Origin of the sequence: Dokdonella immobilis (assembly GCF_900115085.1) — a bacterium.
Taxonomy (GTDB): Bacteria; Pseudomonadota; Gammaproteobacteria; order Xanthomonadales; family Rhodanobacteraceae; genus Dokdonella; species Dokdonella immobilis.
Window position 1 is genome coordinate 17,414 of record NZ_FOVF01000026.1, and the last position, 18,575, is coordinate 35,988.

An 18,575-nucleotide genomic window follows, 5' to 3' on the forward strand; every position below is an offset into this window, starting at 1 on the left:
ATACGGCAGTCTGGAACGCGAAGGCCGCCCAAAAGGCGGCCTTCGGTTCGGGCAAGCGGGCCGTTTCGGATGTCGGCCAGGCTACTTGCCCTTCTCGTCGTGGGCCTTGCGGGCCAGCAGTTCGATCAATGCGACCATCTGCGGATAGCCGCCAGCCGAGGCGCCGGTCACCCGGTACTTGCCGTCGACGATGATGGTCGGCGTGCCGTCGACACCGTACTTGGGCACCATGCTGCGCGAGCGCGCCAGTTTGCTCTCGACTTCGAACGAGGTCGCAATCTGCTTGAACTTCTCGACATCGGCGCCGTGTTCACCGTAGAACGCAGCGATGTCGTCGAAGGAGCGGAACGCGCGGTGGTCACGGTGCACGGCGTCGAACATGGCCTGATGGGTCTTGTCGAGCAGGCCGAGCGACTGCGCCGTGTAGAAGGCGCGGGCGAAGGCTTCCCACTGGTCGTTGAAGATCGCCGGCATGTAGCTGAATTCGGCGAACGCCGGCAGCTTGGCCTTGATCTCGTCGGCATAGGGCTGGAAATGCGCGCAGTGGATGCAGGCATAGCTGAACACTTCGAGTACCTCGACCTTGTCGCCGCTGGCGGTCGGCTGCGGTGGCTCGATCAGGAAATAGTTCTTGCCCACCTCGGCGGCGACCGGTGCGGCCGCATCGGCAGCGCCGGCGGCATCCTTGTGGTCCTGGGCGCAGGCGCTGAAGGTGAAGGCGAGCAGGGCGCCCATGAGCAGCTTGGACAAATGATTCAGCATCGGGACTCTCTCCGGGGTCGGGTTCGTCGTTCAGACAGCAAATCGTGGCATGAGTTGCCCGGGGCGCTCGCTCAGCCGCCGCTGGCTTCCTTGTCGATCAGGTAACGGATCAGCGGTTCGATGCGGTCGTAGCCGCCGGCCGAAGCGCCGGTGATGCGGTACTTGCCGTTGACGATGAACTCGGGCGTGCCGTCGACGCCATAGGCCTTGACCAGGGCGTCGTTGCGCTTGAGCTTGGCTTCGATGGCGAACGAACGCGAGGTGGCGGTGAAGTCCTCGGCGCTGACCCCGTACTTCGAATAGAAGTCGGCGATCGAGGCAAACGTCGGCGAGCGGCCGTCGAGCTTGCGGTCGACATAGATCGCGCGAAAAACGTCAGCGTGGGACTTTTCCTGGATGCCGAGCGCCTGTGCCGTATAGAACGCGCGCGCATAGGTCTTCCAGGCGTCGAAGCCGAATTGCACCGGCAGGTAGACGAACTCGGCATTGGGCGGCAGGTTCTTCTTCATCTCGGCCACCATCGGCGAGACTTCATTGCAGTGCGGGCAGGCGTAGGAGAACGCTTCGACGACCTCGATCTTGTCGCCAGTGGTGGTCGCCTGGGCCGGTTCGATGCGGAAGTAGTTCTTGCCTTCCTGCCATGGGGCCGGCGCGAGTGCCTGGGCCGATGCGGTGGCGGCGAATCCGAGGCCGAGGGCCAGGGCGAAAACAGTTCTAAGCATGGTTCGGTGCTCCGCGGCGGGTGGGCGCGCGGCGTGCGCGCCCGGACATTGTCGTCAGCGCTGGCTGAACGATGGCGGAAATCAATCCGCCGCCACGCTCTTGGCCGTGTGCAGGCCCTGGGCGTAGGAAGCGAGGGCGGCGATATCGGCCTCGCTCAGGCGCTTGGCGATGTCGGGCATGATCTTGGCGTGGTCGTCGTCGCCCCAGCTCGTGCCGCTGCGCCATTCACCGAGCTTTGCGCTGACATAGTCGGCCCACTGGCCGGCCAATTGCGGATAGGCCACGCCGGCCATGCCGCGGCCAGACGGGCCATGGCAGGCCATGCAGGCGGGAATGCCGAGATCGCTGTCGCCGGCCCGATAGAGCTTCTGCGCGCGCTCGACATAGGCCTCGTCGGTCTGTCCCGGCGTTACCTGCTGCGACGCGAAGTAGGCGCCGAGATCGTGCATGTCCTGTTCGCTCAGGGCCGCCGCGAACGGTGCCATGATCGGGTTGACGCGCTTGCCGGCCTTGAAGTTGCCAAGCTGGCGGGCGATGTAGGATTCGTTCTGGCCAGCCAGCTTCGGATAGGTTGCGTTCGCCGAATTGCCGTCGACGCCGTGGCAGGCGCCGCAGACCGCGGCCTTGCCCTGGCCGGCCGTGGCATCACCGAGGACATTGGAATCCGGGGTCTCGGCACAGGCCAGACCGGCGCCGAACAGCAGGGCGAAGGCAAAAACTCGCGGAAAACTCATACACTGACTCCGGAAAGACGGGGAATCCACGCGCTGTCGGGGAAAATGCAGACAGGGCGGAGGCGATAACCTCCGAATTATCCGTGCCAGCCGAAGGCCGGTCAAACGCCGCCCGGCCCCGAAAGCCCAACCAACGGACCACCATGCATATCCTGCACACGGCGAAATTCCTCAAGAGCGCAGGCAGCCTGCGCGACATGCCTGCCGACAGTGGCCGCGAGGTCGCGTTCGCCGGCCGTTCGAATGCCGGAAAATCCAGCGCATTGAACGCCTTGGCCTCGCACAAGGGGCTGGCCCGGGTCAGCAAGACGCCGGGTCGAACGCAGCTGCTGAACGTGTTTTCGATCGATGACGAGCGACGCCTGGTCGATCTGCCGGGCTATGGCTACGCCAAGGTGCCGGTTGGTGTGCGCGACCAGTGGCGCGGCATGGTCGACGGTTACCTGCGCCATCGCGAGGCCCTGAAGGGCCTGGTCCTGATCATGGACAGCCGCCATCCGCTGAAGGATTTCGATCGCCAGATGCTCGACTACGCGGCGGCCATCGCCAAGCCCTGCCATGTGCTGCTGACCAAGGCGGACAAAATGTCGCGCGGCGAAGCGGCGCGCACGCTGGCCGAGGTGCGCAAGGCGCTTGCCGAAGATGCAGCCGCCCCAGCGGCGGTCAGCGTGCAACTTTTTTCGGCGACCGCGAAGACCGGCCTCGAGGAGGCGCGCAATGTCATTGCCGGCTGGCTCGACTTGCCGGCCACGACGCCGGCAGCGGGTGGCAAGCCGCGCTGAAGTCCCTTGCGCGGTGCCCCGGCGGCCCCATATCGCCGGGTCAAGCCCGAGGAAATTCCCATGTCCGGACCCAGCTCCGTCAAGGACGAGCCGATCACCGACAAGCGCCAGCTGGTTAACTATATCGAGCAGGGCGGCAAACCCGAGTCCGACTGGCGCATCGGCACCGAACACGAGAAGTTCGGCTTCCGTCTCGACGACCTGCGGCCGCTGACCTGGGAGGGAGAGCAGGGCATCGGCGCCCTGCTTGAAGGCCTGACCCGCTTCGGCTGGCAGCGCGTAATCGAGAAAGACAAGCTGATTGCCCTGTTGCGCGAGGGCGCCTCGGTCACCCTGGAGCCGGCCGGCCAGTTCGAACTCTCGGGCGCGCCGCTGGAAAACATCCACCAGACCTGCGCCGAGGTGCACACCCACCTGAAGGAAGTGAAGGCCGTTGCCGACGAACTCGGCGTCGGTTTCCTCGGCATGGGCTTCCAGCCGAAATGGCGACGCGAGGACATGCCGTGGATGCCGAAAGGCCGCTACGCGATCATGCGCCGCTACATGCCGACGGTTGGCTCGCTCGGCCTCGATATGATGACGCGCACCTGCACGGTCCAGGTCAACCTCGATTTCTCCGACGAGGCCGACATGGTGCGCAAGTTCCGCACCTCGCTGGCCCTGCAGCCGATCGCCACGGCCCTGTTCGCCGATTCGCCATTCACCGACGGCAAGCCGAACGGCTACCTCAGCTACCGCTCGCACATCTGGACGGATACGGACCCCGATCGCACCGGCATGCTCGATTTCGTCTTCGAGGACGGCTTCGGCTACGAGCGCTACGTCGATTATCTGCTCGACGTGCCGATGTACTTCAGCTATCGAGACGGCGTCTACCACGACCTCGCCGGACAGTCGTTCCGCAAGTTCATGCGTGGCGAGCTCGCGGCACTGCCCGGGGCGACGCCGACGATGACCGACTGGGCCGACCACATGACCACGGCCTTTCCCGAGGTGCGCCTGAAGAAGTACCTCGAGATGCGCGGCGCCGACGGGGGTCCGTGGAATCGCCTGTGCGCGCTGCCGGCATTCTGGGTCGGCCTGCTCTACGACACGGCTGCGCTCGATGCGGCCTGGGATCTGGTCAAGGATTTCACCCGCGAGGAACGCAACGCCCTGCGGGACGGCGTGCCGAAGCACGGCCTCAAGCTGCCGTTCCGCAAGGGTACCCTGCGTGATATCGCGACCGAGGCATTGAAGATCTCGGCGAATGGATTGCGTGCGCGGGCGCGCAAGAACTGGGAAGGGGTCGATGAGAGCATCTTCCTGACTCCGCTGATCGAGATCGTCGAGGCCAATGAGACCCCCGCCGAGCGCAAGCTCGCCTTGTACAACGGCCGCTGGAACCACAGCGTCGATCCGGTGTTTCGCGAGTTCCTTTATTGAGATCCGTAGCCCCGGCCGCAGCCGTACGGCTTCCGCGCCGGCGCGCATCATCCGAGCGGCCGTGCCTCGACATGAACCCGGCCAGCCCGCGCCCGTTCCACCACGCGTGAGCCATCCCTGCGCGATGGCGAGCGTTCCCGAACCTGCTCCCGGCGTGGGTCGCCTGCCCGGCGATTCGCCCTGGGCTTCGCGTGGTCAGTGCTTCGAGCGCAGGCTGATCGCGACGCTGCCGAGGATCAGGGCGCCGGCGATCAGCATTGGGACCGTGATCGCTTCACCGAGCAGCAGCCAGGCCCAGGCGGCGGCGAACAGCGGCACGAGGTAGGTTGCGGTGGCCGCGCGCGAAGCGCCGTTGCGCTGGATGAGGCGGTAATAGAGCAGGAACGCGAAGCCCGTGCAGAGCATGCCGAGTGTGCCGGCGCTCAACCACGCCGCGAGCGGGATGGCATGCGCGGGCCAGGCGGCGAACGCAAGCGGCAGCAGCAGCAAGGCCGACATCGACAGCGTGCCGGCGGCGACGGCGACTGGCGGCAGATCGGTCAGGTACCGACGGACCATGTTCGCGCCGATGCCGTAGAGCAAGGCGGCCGAAGTCGCGGCGACCACGGCGAGCAGGTTGCCGGCACCCGCGCTTCGGCTCGTGGCCAGGACGACGACGCCGGCGAAGCCGACGAGCAGGGCCAGGGCCCGCCGCGCGCCCATCTTCTCGCCGTATACGGCAAAGGCCACAAGCGCGGCGAAGAGCACGGTCGTCGCATTGCAGATCGCGCCGATCGCGGCTGGCGCGCGCTGCGCGGCCCATGCAAACAGGACGAAAGGAACAGCCGAATTGATCGCGCCGATGGCGGCCAGGCGCGGCCAGATCGCGCTCGGAATCTGCCGACGTACGCGCCAGGCGAAAGGAATCAGGGCGAGTGCGCCGAGGGCCAGACGGACCTCGACCAGGGCGACCGATCCGAACTCCGGAGCGGCCACGCGCATGAACAGGAACGAGGCGCCCCAGATCGCGCCGAGCAGGCCCAATTCGACCGGCGTCAGCCAATCGCGATTTATGGGTCGCGCGAGCGGTAGCGCGGGCAGGGCTGAGCAATGATTGGCTGACATGGCGGAAATCCCGGGTTGGACTGGCATCCATTTTCCGCTTGCGCAGGCGCTCCACAAGCGCGTAGTTTGCATCCAGGCCACAAGCCAGATTTGTGTCTAGCCGATGAACCTTCGCCCCAACCTGCTTCCGGCCCTTGGCGTTTTCGCCGCCGCCGCGCGCTATCAGAACTTCGCCCACGCGGCCGAGGAACTGCACCTGACCGCGAGCGCCGTCAGCCACCATGTGCGGCGACTCGAAGCCGCCCTCGACATCGTCCTGTTCCATCGCCATGCGCGTGGCGTCAGCCTGACCGGTGAGGGGCGCGAACTGGCCGATGCGGCCACGCTCGCGGTCTCGGAACTGCAGGGTGTAGCCGAGTCACTCGGCCGCAAGCGCGATGGCCAGCGCCTGCGCATCAACACGCTGCACTCGCTGACCTTCAGCTGGCTATTGCCGCGCCTGCCGCGCTTCCTGCAGCAGCATCCGGACTTGCGTGTCAGCATCGAGACGGACACGGCACTGACCCGTTTCGAGGATGGCGGGCCGGACCTGGCGATCCGTCACGGCCCCGGCCACTGGACCGGATTGAAGGCGCAGCACCTGATGGATGACGAACTGTTCCCGGTCGCTTCGCCTTCGTTGGCCGGCCTCGACTCGATCGTCGAGCCGCGGCAGATCGCGCAACTGCCCCTGATTTCGGACAACGCCCTGCAGGGATGGCGCGACTGGTTCCGCGCGGCCGGCTTGCGTGGCTTCCGGCTGCCGCCGATGCACCTGCTCAGCGACAGCAGCGGCGTCATGCGCGCAGCGGCCCTCGGCATCGGTGCCGCACTGGCCCGCCGCCATATCGCCGAGCCGTTCTTCGAACGCGGCGAACTGGTGCGCCTGCCGGGCCCTGCGCTGAAGACCCGGTTTGCCTACTATGCCGTGCATCCGGCCCATCGAGCGCTCAGCCCCGCGGCCGATGCCTTCGTCGAATGGCTGAAAGGCGAAGCCCAGCGCGATGCCGCTGAACTGAACCCGGCGGGGCCGGATGATGGCGATCAGACGAAGCGGGCCGCGGTTCGCGAAAAGCCCCGGAGCCAGCGGCGAAAATAGGCGGCCATGAACAGCGGCGCGCGAATCGGATCCGAAGCTCAACTCGTTGCGATACAGCGACTCCGTGCAAGCCATTCCGGTTCCGGCTTCAGGCGCTCTTGCATGCGGAATCCCGCCGCTGCCGGCGGCTCGGCTTCCTGCAAGGGCATCGCAGCGTGGGTGCTTGCACTGGCCTCGATCGTTGCAGCGCCATGCGCGGGCAGCGCCAGAGCCGCCGCCATCCCCTCGTTCGATCATGTCGTCGTGGTCGTCATGGAAAACCATGGCTACTCATCGATCATTGGCAATGCCGATGCACCCTATGTCAACGCGCTGGCCGCGCAGGGCGCGAGTTTCACCGCGTCCTACGCCGTCACCCATCCGAGCCAGCCGAACTACCTGGCCATGTACTCGGGATCGACGCAGGGCGTCACGACCGACAGCTGTCCCCAGGACTTCGCCGGCGTTGCCAATCTCGGTGGCCAGCTGATCGCCGCAGGCAGGAGCTTCGTCGGCTATGCCGAGGATCTGCCGGCGGCGGGCTATACCGGCTGCAGCGCTGGCCTGTACGTGCGCAAGCACAATCCCTGGGTCGATTTCGACGATGTCCCGCCCGGCAGCAATCAGCCCTTCAGTGCATTCCCGACCGATTTCAGCCTGCTGCCTGACGTCGCCTTCTTGATCCCCAACCAGTGCAACAACACCCATGACTGCGCGATCGCTGTCGGCGACGCCTGGCTGCAGGCGCATGTCGATGCCTACGCGCAATGGGCGAAGACCCACGAGAGCCTTTTGATCCTGACCTGGGACGAGGACGCGGGCGAGGACGCCAACCGTATCGTCACGCTGTTCGTCGGCGCGCATGTGCTGGCGGGCGAATATGCCGAGCCGACCGGGCACTACCGGACCCTGGCCACCCTGCAGGCCATGCATGGCCTGCCCGCGATCGGCGCGACGGTCGGGCTCGCACCGGTTACCGACATATGGAGCGACATCGTCTTCAGCGACGGTTTCGAGGGCGCCCCCTTGCGTTGAGGCAGGTCGTGGCGCCCTCGATACGCCGCTTGCTCAGGGCCAGAGCGCGAGCACGAGTCCGATGATCGTGAACTGCACGGTGTGGTAACCGGCGTTGATCAGGAACAGCTTCAGGCTCCTGCGTTCGAACAGGTAGTTGATGCCGAAGCTCGCGCCGACCCAGCACAGGCCGGCCGCGAAGCCGGCGCCGAGGCCGAGCGAAACGGGTGGACGCGGACCGAGGAAGAGTGCGAAGACGAGCGAGGCGATCAGGCTCAGCACGAAGGCCAGGCCGAAGATCAGGCCCATGTTCGCGTTCTTGATCTGCTCTTCGCTGACGCCGGCCTCACGCTGCCAAGGCTTGCCGAACAGCACGGGCGAGTACCACAGGCCGCCGAGCACGAAGGCCGAAACCGCAGCGACGAGTACCGCCCAGATATTGAATTCGGGCATCGATCGTTTCCCCCTGGAGTAGTGGACCGCAATGATCCTGCCGCAGCCCGCGGCCTCATGTATAGGAAAAATGTGATCAACAAGTGCCTCAGCCGTCGGGCGCCCCGGCCGTCATCGAAGTCAAACGGCCCGGGGCTCGCTTCGCGCCGGTGCGCAGCCCTGCTTCGGATCACGGCAACACGTGCCGGATCCGGGGCCGCCGTGCCCCTGTACGGCCCTTCCGGCAGCAGAAGACAGGCGCAGCGATTGCGATACACCGATACCCCTCACCTCACTACCACGCTGCCCGCATCGGGCTTGCCACAGCGGACGAAATCGCCCGGGGCCATGCCGCTGAAATCCTGGAAGTCGCGGATCAGATGCGACTGGTCGTAGTAGCCGCAGCGGCCGGCCAGCTCGCCCCAGGGGATCCGGTCCCGACGCGAGAGCCAGTCGATCGCGGCGCGGAACCGGTGCACGCGGGCCAGCGCCTTCGGGGTGAGTCCGACTTCGAGCCGAAAGCGCCGGCTCAAATGGGCCCGGCTGACGCCGGCTTGCCGGGCCAGGTCTTCAATGCCGACGGACCCGCCTGAGGATTCGATCGCGGCCAACGTCCACTCGATCAAGGCGCTCGGCGCATAACGCGGCAGCAGGCGCGAAACCAGCCAGTCCTCGACCATCGAAAATCGCGCCGCCGGCTCCGGTGTCTCGAGCAGGCGCTCGCGCAGCCTCAGCACGCCATCGCCGAGCAGGTCGGCCAGCGGCAGTGTTTGTTCGGCGCTGTGCTCCGCATCCGCATGCAGCCAGGGACGCAAACCGTGGCCACGAAAGGCGACCCCAAGCAAGGCCGAGCCACCCGGCGCCTCGGTGTCGATCGGCGTCTGATGCGGGCCGGAAAGCCAGATGCCGTCGAAGCCGACGCGGCGTTCAGGCGGACCGGCCACGATGCGGTATTGGGTCGGGCCGAGATTGATCAGCAGGAAGCTGCCGCCGCCGGGCAGGATGCGATCGCGTGTGTAGTTGACCTGGCCCTGGCCATACCAGAGCTGGCTGACGAAGGGAGCCAGTCGCGCGCACGGCCGGCACAGGTCCATGTGCCAGCGGCCGAGTGCGCTGTCCTGCACGAAGGAGCGGATGCGTGGGTGGCGATTACCGTCCACTGGGATTTCCGGGTTGGCGTGGCGACCAATGTAGCATCGCCGGTCTGGGCGCCGATCGCGGATTCCTCGAGCGGCCCGACCCGGCGCGATGCGCCGGGTCGGGTCGTTGCCGGTTGGATCAGAACTTCATGCGCAGGGTCGCGCCATAGGTTCGCGGCGCGCCGATGAAGGCGTTCCACGAACCGGTCTGCAATGGCGCATCGAAGCCGACCTGCTGGTAGGTCTCGTCGGTCAGGTTCTGCGCCCACAATTCGAACATCCAGCGGCCGTTGCGGCTGCCGATGCCGACCCGTGCATTGACCAGGGTGTAGGGGTCCTGCAGCTTCTCGGGATCGAGATCGGAACCGGTGTTGTACTCGGTCGTGTGCTTGGCCGAGAGGTTGAAGCGACCGATCAGCGAATCGCTGAAACCCCATTCGTAGGTCACGGCGGCCGAGGTCTGCCACTTTGGCGCGAAGCCACCGCGATTGCCGGGCACCAGGACGAGCCCGGCGTCGGGCAGCGGATCGCTGCCGTAGCGCGAATCGAGGTAGGTCAGGCCGGCCTGCACCTGCAGGCCCTCGACTCCGGTCTGCCAGATCAGGTCCATGTCGACGCCCTTGTTGGTCAGGCTTGGAATCGAGCGGACCACGTAGCTGGTGCCGAGGAAGCTGTTGAGCTGGAAGTCGGTGAACTTCGAATGGAACAGCGAGGCGTTGAACAGCAGGTTGCCGTCCATCAGTGTCGACTTCATGCCGAGCTCGTAGCTGTTGACGAATTCACCCGGGAACGAGGTGTCGTCGACTGGCGTGATGCCGGCGCCGTCCTCGCTGAACCCGGTCGCCGATTGCACGCGGTCGAGATTGAAGCCGCCGGCCTTGTAACCCCGCGCCGCCGAGAAGAACGTCATGAAAGACTCGTTCCAGCGGTAGGAGGCCTTGAACGTACCGGACCATTCCGACTCGCTGCGGTCCTGCGAAGTGATGCGTCCATCGTGCAGCACGTTCGACCAGGGCAGGCACATGTAGCCGATCAGGGTCGGCACGACGCTGGCGATATAGGCCGCCGGAACACCGCGTGCCGCCAGCGCGGCGCCGACCTGGGTCGGATTGCTCAAGGCCGCGCCGCAGGCCGTGGAGCCGTTCGGATTGCTGTAGATCGAGTCGAGCGACTTGTCTTCGTTGGTGTAGCGCAGGCCCACGGTCAGGTCGAGCGCGTCGGTGGCATGGAAGGTCTCGTTGGTGAACAGGGCGAGGCTCTTCGCGTTCTGCTTGTAGCGGTCCAGCGAACCCTGGCCATTGAAGATCGTGCCGAATGGCTGGCCAGCCGCCTCGGACAGGAACGCGGCCGGATTGGAAAGGTCGACCAGGCCGGCCGGGAACAGGCTGGCGACGTTGTTGATCAACGCGATCGAGAGGTAGGGTTCGTAGGCGGAGCCCATCGTCACCGATTCGTTGCGGTCGAGATCCTCGTCGCCGTAGTACAGGCCGAACATCCAGTCCATGCGCTGGGTCGCGCCGGTCAGGCGCAATTCCTGGCTGAAGGTGTCGAACTTGACCGAGCCGGCGTCGTCGGAACCGACCCGATAGAGGATGTCCGCGCCGCTGTAGTCGATATCGGTGCCGCTGAGGGCATCCCAGCCGCGCAACGAGGTGATCGAGGTCAGGGTCGCATCGCCGAGCCAGGAGGTCAGCCAGTTGACCTCGGCCGAGACACCCTTGTCCTTGATGTCCTGGTTGGTGTCGCGGTTGGCAAAGGCCAGGCGCCGCTCGGGATCGGCCACGTCGATGACGCCGTTGCCACCGCTCAGGGCGTTGACGATGGCAGCGCTCGGTCCGCGGAACGTGGTCACGCCGACGCAACAGTTCTCGTCGCGATGGGTGTAGTCGGCGATGATGCGGACATCGACCCTGTCAGTCGGACGCAACATGAGCTGGCCGCGGACCGAGTCGAAATTCTGGTCGGAATCATCGTTGCGCGTGCGCGGACCGACACCGGTCTCGACGTCGGTGAAGCCATCACGCTCACGGGTCGCCGCGTAGATGCGGAACGCCGAGTTCTCGCCGATGCGATCGTTGTAGCTGGCCGAGAGGCCAACGGCGCCGTAGTTGCCGACGGTCACCTCGGCTTCGGTGCTGCGTTCGTTGGTCGGCGCCTGGGTGACGATGTTGATCAGGCCGGCCGATGTGTTCTTGCCGAACACGGTGCCTTGCGGACCCTTGAGGACCTCGATGCGTTCGAGCTGGCCGAGATCGCTGAAGCCGACGCCGGTACGCGGGCGATAGACGCCGTCGATGACCACGCCGACCGAGGATTCGAGGCCCGGATTGTCGCCGACCGTGCCGACGCCACGGATGCGGGCCGTGGTCTGCGCCTCGTTGCCGGTGCTGGTGACATTGAGTCCCGGTACGAGGATCTGCAGATCCTTGATGTCATGGATGCCGGCATCCTTGAGCAGTTGCTTGGGCACGACCTCCATGGTGATCGGAACGTCCTGCAGCGCTTCCTCGCGCTTCTGCGCGGTGACCACGGTTGCGCCGAGCGTGGCGATCGACTCACCGCCGTCCGGTGTCTGCGGCCCCGCCGCTTCGTCCTGCGCCAGCGCCGTCGCCGACATGCCGGCCAATGCCACACAGATCGACCACGCCAGTGCATGGCGCCCTGCCTTGATTCTGCTCACGATGTCACCCTCCCGGAGTGTTGATGTACGCCGCCACCCGGGTCCCCGCGACCCGGATCTTGGCTGTCTTGAAACGATTGCCCTCTGATTTCTCCAGCCGGAACACTGTTCCGGACCCCGATTTGCCCGATGCCGTGGAAACTCGCGCTCGCAGCCGAAGCTACCACAGACCTTTTAACGAAAACGAAACTCCGAATGCGCGTCCATGCGCGCCGTCGATAGCGCCGAAAGCACCCGCTCCTGTCGTCGGCGTTGCTGCGATTCGTGCAGGCATTCGCCGCCTTGGAAGCCGTGACTGGCGAGGCGTCTGCGCATTGCGAATCGTGGCCTTGTCCTCATCCACGCAAGGCCTCGATCATCGACTCGCGCAGGCCCGGCCGCGCGGCCAACGGGTCGGTCGGATTGCGCAATGCGACGATGTCGTCGGCGCGCTGGCGCACACCCTCCAGGGCCTGCGGATGCGAGGCGATGTAGAAACGTCCCTTGCGCACCGCTTCGAAGGTCATGCGCGCGACGTCCACGGCGGCGATTTTTCCCGAGTGGACTGCCTTGTCGATCATCGCCTGGGCGACGCGCTGCGAGCGCGTCAGTGGCGCGGCATTGTCGAGTTCGAGCGGCCGGTTGCGCTGCGAGGCACTGATCCCGGTCGGTACGTAGAACGGACACAGCACCGAACACTGGACCTGCCCGGTGACCAGGTCGAGATCGTGGTACAGGGTCTCCGACAGTGACACGACGGCGTGTTTCGAGACGTTGTAGACGCCGCTCGCCGGCGGATTGACGAGGCCGGCCATCGACGCTGTATTGACGACGTGGGCCCGATAGGAGGGGTCACGCGCGGCCGCCGCGAGCATGCCCGGCACGAAGGCGCGCAGGCCGTGGATCACGCCCCAGAGGTTGACCCCGAGCGTCCACTGCCAGTCGGCGACGCTGTTTTCCCAGATCAATCCTGCAGTACCGACCCCGGCATTGTTGAAGAGCAGATGTATGTCGCCGAATTCGGCCGCGGCTGCCTCGGCCAGCGCATCGACCTGGCTGCCATCGGCAACGTCGAGCACGCGGGCCAGCACGGGTGTCCCCTTCGCTTCGAGTTCGCTGCGGATCGCCTGCAGGGCATCGGTCTGCACGTCGGCCAGGACCAGGGCCATGCCGAGTTCGGAGCCAAGACGAGCGAACTCGCGGCCGAAGCCCGAGCCGGCGCCGGTGATGACAGCGACCTTGCCCTTGAAATCCTCGATGCTCATACCGCCGACACCCCGCCGTCGACGGCGAGGATCTGGCCGGTGATGTGCTTGCCGGCCTCCGAGGCGAACAGCAGGGTCGCGCCCTTCAGGTCTTCTTCGTCGCCAAAGCGCTGCAGGGGCGCGAAGGCCTTGAGGGTGTCCTCGCCGACGCTCGCAATCAGTCCCTGCGACATTTTGGTCGGGAAGAAACCGGGCGCGAGCGCATTGACGGTGATCCCGTAAGGCCCCCATTCGCCGGCCAGGGTGCGGGTGAAATTGACCACGGCGCCCTTGCTCGTGTTGTAGGCGATCGTCTTCATCGCGCCGGGCGGATTGCCGCGCAGGCCCGCTATCGAGGCGATGTTGATGATGCGCCCGCGTTGGCGCGGAATCATCGAACGCTTGGCGATCTGCTGGGTCAGCAGGAACAGGCCGCGCATATTGAGGTTGAAGACCTTGTCCCAGGCTTCGGTCGGGTAGTCCTCGGCCGGCGCGCCCCAGCTCGCCCCGGCATTGTTGACGAGGATGTCGACGTGGCCGAGCTTGTCCATGGCGGCATCGGCCAGCGCAGCGATCGACTCGTCCCTGCCGCCATCGGCCGCGACCCAGTCGACGGCAATGCCGCGCGCCTGCAGATGGGCCTGGGCCTTTTCAAGTTCCTCGGACTTGCGTGCAGAAATGACCAGGCGCGCGCCATAGTCGCCGAGCGCCTCGGCCATCTGCAGGCCGAGTCCGCGCGAGCCGCCGGTGATCAGGGCCGTGCGTCCATCGAGGTCGAAGAGATTGCGTGTTGCGCTCATGGCGGTTGTTCCTCGTTCGGGTTCGGTGGTGTGCGCGTGCGTTCAGGCCGCGCGCAGGCGCTGCCGGCAGTCGGCGAGATGCGCGTCGGTGCTGCCGAAGCGCAGCTCGAAAGCAAGCAGGCGCTTGAAGCAGTGGCTGACGTCGAGTTCGTCGGTCATGCCCATGCCGCCGTGCAACTGCACGGCCTGCTGGCCGATGAAGCGTGCCGCCTTGCCGATCAGCACCTTGGCCCCGGAGACCGCGGCGCGCCGCGCGACCGGGTCGGCATCGCGACAGTGCGAGGTGGCCAGGTAGACCATCGAGCGCGCCTGTTCGAGCTGGATCAGCATGTCGGCCATGCGGTGCTGCAGGGCCTGGAAGCTGCCGATCGGCACGCCGAACTGCTTGCGCGAGCGGCTGTATTCGATGGTCGCCTTGAGGATGCGCTCGAGCGCACCGAAGGCGTCGGCGCAGAGCGCGGCGATGCCGTTGTCGATGACTTCGGCGAGGGCCGCGGTGACGTCGGCGCCGAGGCGCGCATCGGCGCCAACCTCGACGTTCTCGAGTTCGATGTCAGCGGCGCGCTGGCCGTCGACCGTGCGCAGCGGGTGGCGGGTGAGGCCCTGGGTATCGCCAGGCACGGCGAACAGGCCGATGCCCTGATCGTCGCGCGCCGTGACCAGCAGCATATCGGCCATCGGCGCGTGATAGACCACGCTTTTCGCCCCGCTCAGGATCCAGCCTTCTCCGCTGCGTGTTGCGCGCGTGGTGATCGTGTCGATGGCGATGCCCGATTGCGCTTCTTCGTGGGCGAGCACGGCGATGCGTTCGCCGCTGGCCAGCGCCGGCAGCCAGCGCGCACGTTGCGCGTCGGAGCCGCAGCGCACGATCGCATCGGTGGCGATGATCGCGCTCGACAGGAACGGTTCAAGCAGCAGGCCGTGGCCGGTCGCCTGGGCAACCAGCATGACCCCGACCGGGCCGGCGCCGATGCCGCCGTCGACTTCCGGAATGTCGACCGCGAGCAGGCCCAGTTCGGCCAGCTGCGACCAGATCTCGCGCGACCATCCGGCCTCCGATTCGAGCAGCTTGTGGCGCTGCTCGAAGCCGTAGGCGCTGGCCAGGAAGCGCTGCGTCGTGTCGAGCAGCATCTGTTGTTCGTCGTTGAATGAGAAGTCCATGGAGGCTGCCTGTCAGAGCTGGAGGATCATCTGCGCGATGATGTTGCGCTGGATCTCGTTGGAACCGCCGAAGATCGTCAGCTTGCGCTGGTTGAGATAGGCCTCGACGGCGCGCGGCAGGTCTTCACCGAGATCCCGGCCCGGCGATTCGGCGATCAGGGCGCGCGCACCGAGCGCCTCGACCTGCAGTTCGGTGATGCGCTGCATGATCTCGGTGCCGCGGATCTTCAGGATCGAGGCCTCCGGTCCCGGCGCGTGGTTTTGCGCCTCGGCGAAGATCACGCGCAGGTTGGTGATCTCGAGCGCCTTCAATTCGAGCTCGACCTCGACGATACGGGTCGCGAACACGGCCTCCTCGAGCAGCGGACGGCCGTCGCGTTCGATACCGGCCGCCATCTGCTTGAGTCGGCGCAGCTCGCGCTGGCAGGCGCCGATGCCGGCGATGTTGGTGCGCTCGTGGCCGAGCAGGTACTTGGCATAGGTCCAGCCGGCGTTTTCGTCGCCGACCCGGTTGGCCACCGGCACGCGCACGTTGTCGAACCAGATCTCGTTGACCTCGTAGCTGCCGTCGAGCAGGCGGGTCGGGCGCACGCTGATGCCGGGCGTCTTCATGTCGATGAGCAGGAACGAGATGCCGCGCTGCGGCTTGCCGCTCGAATCGGTGCGCACGAGGCAGAAGATCCAGTCGGCGAACTGGCCGAGCGTGTTCCAGACCTTCTGGCCATTGACCACGTAGTGGTCGCCGTCGAGTTCGGCCTTGGTCTTCAGCGAGGCCAGGTCGGAGCCCGAGCCCGGTTCGGAATAGCCCTGGCACCACCAGTCCTCGGCAGCGAGGATGCGCGGCAGGAAGTATTGCTGCTGCTCGGGGCTGCCGAAGCGCATCAGTACCGGCGCCACCATTTTCACGCCGAAGGCGAGCTGGGCCGGCGCATCGGCCAGCGCGCATTCGATCTCGAAGATGAACTGCTGGGTCTTGCTCCAGTCGGGGCCGCCGAACTCGACCGGCCAGGCCGGTGCGCCCCAGCCACGCTCGTTGAGGATTTTCTGCCAGCGCGGGATGTCCTCGCGAAAATGGCTGTGGTCGCCGAGGTGCACGCGCCGGCGCATGTCCGCGGGCAGCTTGTCGCGCAAGAACGCGCGAACCTCGTCGCGGAAGTCCAGCTCGGCCTGGTTGAAAGCGAGATCCATAAGCGTTCTCTTGGTTCAGGAATTCGGGTTGGCGGGGTAATAGCGGGCCAGCATCTGCGCGACGCAGGCCGGCTTGTCGCCGCTTTCGATTTCGATCGTTGCCGTCCAGTGCGCCTGCATGCCGCCGGCGACCGCATCGAGGCGTTCGAGGGCGAGCCGGCCGCGGATACGCGAACCGGCGATCACCGGCGCGGGCAGGCGCACGCGATCGAGCCCGTAGTTGACCGCCATCGCCACGCCATCGATCTGCAGGCTGCGCTCGAACAGAACCGGCAGCAGCGACAGGATCAGGTAGCCATGCGCGATCGGCGCCCCGTACGGCGACTCGCGGCGGCAGCGTTCGGCATCGAGGTGGATCCACTGGTGGTCTTCGGTGACGTCGGCGAAGGCCTGGATGCGCGCCTGGTCGATGGTCAGCCAGTCGCTGACGGCGACCTCTTGGCCGACCAGGGCCTGCAGCGCCTCGAGATTCGCGATCCTGCGTGGTGTGCTCATGCTGGTATCCGTAGTTCCTGCATGGCCATTAGAACCACGCGTCCTGCATGTCGAGCGTGGTCCGGTCGAGGCTGGCCAGCAGGTCGAGCTGGCTGTCGACCTTGGGCAGCTCCCAGGCGAAGAAGTAGCGTGCGGCCTGACGCTTGCCGTCGTAGAAATCTCCATTCCTGGCGCCTGCGGCGAGCGCCTGTTCGAGCCAGATCCAGGCGATCGCAATGTGGCCGAAGGCCTCGAGGTAGACACTGGCATTGGCCAGGGTCAGCTGTGCATCGCCGGCGCGCCACAGTTGCGCGGTGACCTCGGCAAGGCGGGCCAGGCGCGCGTCGAGCGCCGCGGCGTATTCGTCGAGGCCCTTGGTCGTCCGCGCGCGCGCGATGCTGGCCCGGACCCGCCCGGCATAGAGGCGGAATGCGGCGCCGTCGTGCATGACCACCTTGCGCCCGAGCAGGTCGAGGGCCTGGATGCCGTGGGTGCCTTCGTGGATCGGATTGAGGCGGTTGTCGCGGTAGAACTGTTCGACCTTGTATTCGCGCGTGTAGCCGTAGCCGCCGTGGACCTGGATGGCCAGGTCGTTGGCCGCCAGGCACCACTGCGAAGGCCAGCTCTTGGCGATCGGGGTGAGGATGTCGAGCAGCAGGTTGAGGTCGGCATGCTTGGCCTCTTCGGCGCAGACTTCGGCCTCGTCGACCAGGCGTGCGCAGTACAGGTTGAAGGCGAGGCCGCCCTCGACGTAGGCCTTCTGCGCGAGCAGCATGCGGCGCACATCGGCGTGGTTGATGATCTTCGTCTGCGCGCTGGTAGGGTCCTTGCCCTTGGCGCCGAGCGGTCGCCCCTGCGGGCGGTTGCGCGCGTAGTCGAGCGCATGCAGGTAGCCGGTATAGCCGAGCGCGACGGCGCCGAGGCCGACGCCGATGCGCGCGTTGTTCATCATGTGGAACATGCAGGCCAGGCCCTGGTGTAGTCCGCCGACCAGGTAGCCGATCGCGCCGGCCCGGCCCTCGGGCTGGTGGCGCGTGCCTTCGCCGAAGTTGAGCAGGCAGTTGACCGTGCCGCGATAGCCCATCTTGTGGTTGATCCCGGCCAGTTCGACGTCGTTGCGTTCGCCGAGGCTGCCGTCCTCGTTGACGAGGAACTTCGGTACCAGCAGCAGCGAGATGCCGCGCACGCCGGGGATCAGCTTGCCGTCCGCGCCGGGAACCTTGGCCAGGACCAGATGTACGATATTTTCGGACAGCTCGTGGTCGCCGCCCGAGATCCACATCTTGTTGCCGGTGACGCGAAAGCGCGGACCGAACGGCGAATCGCCGTCCGGTTCGGCACGCGTCGTGATGTCCGACAGCGAGGAACCGGCCTGCGGCTCCGACAGGCACATCGTGCCGAAGAATCGGCCGGCCAGCTCGGGCTCGACGAAGGTCTTGATCAGGGCCGGACCGGCATGCGCGAGCAGCAGCTCGGCATTGCCGTGGGTCAGCATCGCGTAGGCCGTGGTGCCGACATTGGCCGCGTACAGGTAGGTCGTCGCCGCGGCCTCGACGACCTTGGGCAGTTGCATGCCACCACGCGCGTAGTCCTGGGCGGCGCTCATCAGGCCGGTCGATGCCAGCGCCCTCAGCGCGGTACCGACCTCGTCGATGAGGTGCACGCGCTCGCCGTCGAAGCGCGGTTCGTTGCGGTCGGATTTCTGGTAGTGCGGCGCGAACTGTTCTTCGGCCAGGCGCGCGGCCGTGTCGAGTACGGCGTCGAAGGTCTCGCGACCGTGATCGGCAAAGCGCGCGGCCGTCGTCAGCGACGCCACGTCGAGCCATTCATGGAGCAGGAATTCGAGATCCCGGCGCGAGAGCAGCAGTTCGGACATG

Annotated in this window: 17 protein-coding genes; 4 read left to right on the top strand and 13 right to left on the bottom strand. The window is 66.3% G+C overall.

What is annotated here, in order from left to right; translation table 11 throughout:
- Nucleotides 1–81 precede the first annotated feature (81 nt).
- The 3 genes from BM125_RS15065 to BM125_RS15075 form a co-directional block, all read right to left on the bottom strand.
- Entirely contained in the window at nucleotides 82–762 is a 681-nt protein-coding gene (locus BM125_RS15065) for a thiol:disulfide interchange protein DsbA/DsbL (RefSeq protein WP_092409452.1), read from the bottom strand.
- Nucleotides 763–833: 71 nt separating this feature from the next.
- Complete coding sequence (locus BM125_RS15070) at nucleotides 834–1,484, bottom strand: thiol:disulfide interchange protein DsbA/DsbL (protein ID WP_092409453.1); 651 nt, start codon at nucleotides 1,482–1,484, stop codon at nucleotides 834–836.
- An 81-nt stretch (nucleotides 1,485–1,565) separates the two neighbouring features.
- Complete coding sequence (locus BM125_RS15075; RefSeq protein WP_092409454.1) at nucleotides 1,566–2,219, bottom strand: c-type cytochrome; 654 nt, start codon at nucleotides 2,217–2,219, stop codon at nucleotides 1,566–1,568.
- A gap of 143 nt (nucleotides 2,220–2,362) precedes the next feature.
- On the opposite strand from BM125_RS15075, the gene yihA reads away from it, so the two are divergent.
- Both yihA and BM125_RS15085 read left to right on the top strand, forming a co-directional pair.
- The gene (gene yihA, locus BM125_RS15080; RefSeq protein WP_092409455.1) at nucleotides 2,363–3,001 is read left to right on the top strand and encodes a ribosome biogenesis GTP-binding protein YihA/YsxC; all 639 of its coding nucleotides are present in this window, start codon (nucleotides 2,363–2,365) and stop codon (nucleotides 2,999–3,001) included.
- Between the two features lie 60 nt (nucleotides 3,002–3,061).
- Complete coding sequence (locus BM125_RS15085; protein ID WP_092409456.1) at nucleotides 3,062–4,426, top strand: glutamate--cysteine ligase; 1,365 nt, start codon at nucleotides 3,062–3,064, stop codon at nucleotides 4,424–4,426.
- 195 nt (nucleotides 4,427–4,621) lie between these two features.
- Here the strand turns inward: BM125_RS15085 and BM125_RS15090 are convergent, their stop codons facing one another.
- Nucleotides 4,622–5,530, bottom strand: coding sequence for a DMT family transporter (locus BM125_RS15090; RefSeq protein WP_092409457.1), 909 nt, complete (start codon nucleotides 5,528–5,530; stop codon nucleotides 4,622–4,624).
- A 103-nt stretch (nucleotides 5,531–5,633) separates the two neighbouring features.
- Between BM125_RS15090 and BM125_RS15095 the strand changes: the two genes are divergently transcribed.
- Together BM125_RS15095 and BM125_RS15100 are read left to right on the top strand one after the other, a co-directional pair.
- Entirely contained in the window at nucleotides 5,634–6,608 is a 975-nt protein-coding gene (locus BM125_RS15095; protein ID WP_092409459.1) for a LysR substrate-binding domain-containing protein, read from the top strand.
- Between the two features lie 102 nt (nucleotides 6,609–6,710).
- The gene (locus tag BM125_RS15100) at nucleotides 6,711–7,622 is read left to right on the top strand and encodes an alkaline phosphatase family protein (RefSeq protein ID WP_092409461.1); all 912 of its coding nucleotides are present in this window, start codon (nucleotides 6,711–6,713) and stop codon (nucleotides 7,620–7,622) included.
- A 33-nt stretch (nucleotides 7,623–7,655) separates the two neighbouring features.
- Here the strand turns inward: BM125_RS15100 and BM125_RS15105 are convergent, their stop codons facing one another.
- The 9 genes from BM125_RS15105 to BM125_RS15145 all read right to left on the bottom strand — a co-directional run bounded on the left by BM125_RS15105 (nucleotide 7,656) and on the right by BM125_RS15145 (nucleotide 18,574).
- Nucleotides 7,656–8,054 (bottom strand): DUF1761 domain-containing protein, encoded by a 399-nt coding sequence (locus BM125_RS15105; RefSeq protein ID WP_092409463.1) that lies wholly within the window; start codon nucleotides 8,052–8,054, stop codon nucleotides 7,656–7,658.
- 266 nt (nucleotides 8,055–8,320) lie between these two features.
- Nucleotides 8,321–9,193 carry a helix-turn-helix domain-containing protein gene (locus BM125_RS15110; protein ID WP_092409465.1) on the bottom strand — a complete coding sequence of 291 codons (873 nt, stop codon included), beginning with the start codon at nucleotides 9,191–9,193 and terminating at the stop codon, nucleotides 8,321–8,323.
- A gap of 118 nt (nucleotides 9,194–9,311) precedes the next feature.
- Nucleotides 9,312–11,852 (bottom strand): TonB-dependent receptor, encoded by a 2,541-nt coding sequence (locus tag BM125_RS15115; RefSeq protein ID WP_245778944.1) that lies wholly within the window; start codon nucleotides 11,850–11,852, stop codon nucleotides 9,312–9,314.
- A 335-nt stretch (nucleotides 11,853–12,187) separates the two neighbouring features.
- Nucleotides 12,188–13,096, bottom strand: coding sequence for an SDR family oxidoreductase (locus BM125_RS15120; protein WP_217647889.1), 909 nt, complete (start codon nucleotides 13,094–13,096; stop codon nucleotides 12,188–12,190).
- Entirely contained in the window at nucleotides 13,093–13,875 is a 783-nt protein-coding gene (locus BM125_RS15125; protein ID WP_092409469.1) for an SDR family oxidoreductase, read from the bottom strand. The genes BM125_RS15120 and BM125_RS15125 overlap by 4 nt, the downstream gene beginning before the upstream one ends.
- A gap of 42 nt (nucleotides 13,876–13,917) precedes the next feature.
- A complete protein-coding gene (locus tag BM125_RS15130; RefSeq protein WP_092409471.1) occupies nucleotides 13,918–15,036 on the bottom strand; it encodes an acyl-CoA dehydrogenase family protein in 1,119 nt (372 codons plus the stop codon).
- A 12-nt stretch (nucleotides 15,037–15,048) separates the two neighbouring features.
- A complete protein-coding gene (locus BM125_RS15135; protein WP_092409473.1) occupies nucleotides 15,049–16,224 on the bottom strand; it encodes an acyl-CoA dehydrogenase family protein in 1,176 nt (391 codons plus the stop codon).
- 15 nt (nucleotides 16,225–16,239) lie between these two features.
- Complete coding sequence (locus tag BM125_RS15140) at nucleotides 16,240–16,719, bottom strand: MaoC family dehydratase (protein ID WP_092409475.1); 480 nt, start codon at nucleotides 16,717–16,719, stop codon at nucleotides 16,240–16,242.
- 28 nt (nucleotides 16,720–16,747) lie between these two features.
- Nucleotides 16,748–18,574, bottom strand: coding sequence for an acyl-CoA dehydrogenase (locus BM125_RS15145; protein ID WP_092409477.1), 1,827 nt, complete (start codon nucleotides 18,572–18,574; stop codon nucleotides 16,748–16,750).
- Between the last annotated feature and the right edge of the window lies 1 nt (nucleotide 18,575).